The organism is Vibrio sp. 10N.222.48.A3 (genome assembly GCF_041475345.1).
Taxonomy (GTDB): Bacteria; Pseudomonadota; Gammaproteobacteria; order Enterobacterales; family Vibrionaceae; genus Vibrio; species Vibrio tasmaniensis_A.
In genome coordinates, this window is record NZ_JBFRVX010001056.1 from 1 (window position 1) to 3,228 (window position 3,228).

Annotated in this window: 4 protein-coding genes; all 4 read left to right on the forward strand. The window is 44.1% G+C overall.

Translation table 11 applies throughout. The annotated features are described in order from the left end of the window. The first annotated feature begins 115 nt into the window (after nt 1-115). A complete protein-coding gene (rlmA, locus tag AB4653_RS23550; RefSeq protein WP_009848662.1) occupies nt 116-931 on the forward strand; it encodes a 23S rRNA (guanine(745)-N(1))-methyltransferase in 816 nt (271 codons plus the stop codon). A 75-nt stretch (nt 932-1,006) separates the two neighbouring features. After that, nucleotides 1,007-1,966: a ChaN family lipoprotein gene (locus AB4653_RS23555; protein WP_009848663.1), complete on the forward strand. Its 960-nt coding sequence runs from the start codon at nt 1,007-1,009 to the stop codon at nt 1,964-1,966. Between the two features lie 284 nt (nt 1,967-2,250). After that, on the forward strand, nt 2,251-2,604 hold the full coding sequence (locus AB4653_RS23560) for a hypothetical protein (RefSeq protein WP_009848664.1): 354 nt from the start codon (nt 2,251-2,253) through the stop codon (nt 2,602-2,604). Nucleotides 2,605-2,780: 176 nt separating this feature from the next. Continuing rightward, nucleotides 2,781-3,228: BCCT family transporter (locus AB4653_RS23565; protein WP_372105457.1), on the forward strand; the 448-nt coding region annotated here is incomplete at its 3' end.

The following is a 3,228-nucleotide window of genomic DNA, read 5'->3' on the forward strand; positions in this document are numbered from 1 at the left end:
GACAGCCTCTGTATCTTCACTAATTGCCGTAAACCAAGACAGCTGCGTTTATTCTAGCGCCCCACAATGCTTCCTGTTAAAATTTTGGACTTGAAATTTCTACCTCGAGTTCGCAATGACTTACCAATGCCCTTTGTGTCACCAACCTTTATCTCAAAACGATCGTACGTTTAAGTGTGAAAAGAACCATCAGTTCGACCTAGCGAAAGAAGGCTATGTCAATTTGATGCCAGCACACCACAAACGCTCAAAAGATCCAGGTGACAACAAAGAAATGATGCAGGCTCGTCGCCGCTTCCTTGAAGGCAACCACTACGATCCAATGCGTCAAGCCGTTGTTGGTTTATGCGCTAGCTATCTGCCAGCAACCGCCCCTAGCCTATTAGATATCGGTTGTGGTGAAGGTTATTACACCAATGAAATTGCGGTAAACCTTCAAGAAAAGAATGGTGCGACTTTTGGCCTAGACATTTCTAAGATTGCTATCAAATACGCAGCTAAACGCTACCCTGCTGTCGACTTCTCAGTCGCTTCGAGCCATCGCCTGCCCTTTGCGGAAAACAGCTTAGACGGCATTCTACGCATTTATGCGCCTTGCAAGGCTGAAGAACTGCAGCGCACCATCAAAGACAATGGCGTGGTGATCACCGTGACCCCTGCTAGCCGACACCTGTATCAGCTGCGTGATGCAATTTATGATGGTGTTCGCTTGCACGACGAAGATCCAGAAATGATTGAAGGTTTTACTCTTGAGCACCAAGAGCAACTAAACTATATGATGGAACTATCGGGGTCAGACGCATTCGACCTGCTACAGATGACGCCGTTTGCTTGGAAAGCGAGTGAAGAGTTTAAACAACAACTCATTGATGCTGAGCAATTCAACTGTGAAGCGGACTTTATGCTGCGAGTGTACCGCAAACAAATTTAATTGATATTGATTATCGTTTGCATTGAAATATCATCTTGCCTCCTTTAGTATGCGTGTTCTTCAAGGAGGCATTTCATGCAACGTATTATTCTTATCGGATTAGCTACCCTGCTCACAGCTTGTGCTAATCAACCTTCAAATAGCACTTCTCAACAAGTGGCTAACACGCAAACGGAAAACGTTTCCACATTCTATGACTACCAGTTTGCTTCTCCACAAGGCGAAACGCTTTCTCTCGATGCATTACCTAAACAGCTGATTGACGCTGATGTGGTTCTTATTGGCGAATGGCACACTCACTCGGCAATCCATCGCTTCCAAACCGATTTCTTAAAAGCACGTCGCAACGCCACATCAAACATCGCGCTTTCAATGGAACAATTCACTCGAGAACATCAAGACACATTAAACCAATATCTCAATGATGAAATTGGCGAACAAATTCTTATGCCTCAAGCGGCTGCTTGGCCAAACTACGAAAGTGATTATCGTGCACTGGTTGAGTTCGCTAAAACCAACAACGTCGATATCATTGCGGCAAACGCACCAAAACCCTTTGTACAGTGTATCGGCCGTAAAGGATTATCCTATCTAGATCAGCTAACGACGGAACAACGTCAATGGATTGCTTCAGAAGTGGATACTGGCGATAGCCCTTATAAAGAAAAGTTCATGGCTTCGATGCATCACGGAACACCAGAGCAAACAGAAAAACAGTTTGCGGCTCAAGTCACATGGGACGAAACCATGGCAGAGTCGATTGTTGATTACCTCGCATCAAACCCAGATCAGCAAGTGATTCATGTTGCTGGCAAGTTCCATACAGAAGATGGTTTAGGCACAGCTGCATCGATTCTGCGTCGCAATCCCGATCTAAAAATTGCGATTATCAGCCCAGTTAAGGAAATCGCTTCAGATAGCAGTGACTACCAGCTCAAAGTGCTTTCTCCACCCGCTCGCTTTGTTAAAAAAGAGAACAGAATGAAGGCATACAAACACCTATCTAAGCGCGGCGCTAGCCTAGAGTGCGACTAAACCATTCTTATCCATTCTTATCCATTCTTATAAGAGAACGAAACGATGGGCTAATTCTAGATAACTAGCCCATCGACAGAGCTTCATTGGCTCCTATCATCCACTCTAACTCTATATAACATTCAAATTCCTTATCGGCACAAGATTTGCTTAATAACTAGACGGTTTGACCAAGCAGACGAAAAAACAATGTGCGAATAAAAAAACATCACCACGGTGATTAAATGCACAAGTTTTTCACACCTCTGCCGATACTATATTTAAGGATAGGTAAGGAGAGCGATATGACACCAGTAGGAACGAGTAATACTCAGCTGTATTCACCTGCGAAAATGAACGCACAGAATAAAAGCACCGAGGCTGAAAAGCCTGCTCCACTCAAGGTGGAACAAAATACCGTTAAGCTTTCCGATGAAGGAAAAGCGCTATTATCTGCTCTTAAACAAATCGATAAAGAATCCAAAAAATTCGAAGCGGAAAATGCAACCGTTACAGATAAAGTTGAATCGTTCGCTCACGGCGCATTAGGCATGGACCACCCAGACAAGGTTGAAGAAGAGGATGATGGCTCATATTCAGCGGGGCAATTCTTGTCCGCGGCACTTACCGTAGGTGGCATCCTTATCGCTTTAGTCTAACTTTTTGCTTTAACCTAATTTCGCTTTAGCCTAACTTTACAGCTCTGCTTCTCTATTCTTTCATTACCTACCTTTTATTGAATAGAAGCAATTTGTCGTCACGACAACAGACCTGATTTGGTCTAAAAAACGAGTTCATTCCATAATTCCGCTCTCATTTTAATGGAATAATACTCGTGAAAAACACTTTTGAGCTTATTGATAAGCCTACCTTCTTTGGTGCTATTGCACTCCTACTCACGATAGTTTTCCCGCTCATTTTGTTCCCAGCACAGGGCGCAGACTGGATTGCGGTTGCGAAAACATTCATGACGGATCAACTTGGATTTCTATATCTTGCTCTAGGCCTAGCTGCTTGTGCCTTCATGGTTTACGTTGTGTTCAGTGATATGGGACAAATTAAACTGGGTGAAGCTGATGAAGAACCTGAGTTCAAAACTGCATCATGGGCAGCAATGCTTTTCTGTGGTGGTATCGGCGCAAGTATCTTGTACTGGGGCTGTATTGAGTGGGCTTACTACTACCAATCACCGCCTTTCCAACTAGAACCCGGAAGTGAAGAAGCGGTTCGTTGGGCGGCAACTTATGGTTTGTTTCACTGGGGACCAATCGCTTGGTCTATCT

Bases quoted from the DNA above. Each gene is read 5' to 3' on its own strand.
- rlmA (WP_009848662.1), top strand. From the start codon at position 116: ATGACTTACCAATGCCCTTTGTGTCACCAACCTTTATCTCAAAACGAT.
- AB4653_RS23555 (WP_009848663.1), top strand. From the start codon at position 1,007: ATGCAACGTATTATTCTTATCGGATTAGCTACCCTGCTCACAGCTTGT.
- AB4653_RS23560 (WP_009848664.1), top strand. From the start codon at position 2,251: ATGACACCAGTAGGAACGAGTAATACTCAGCTGTATTCACCTGCGAAA.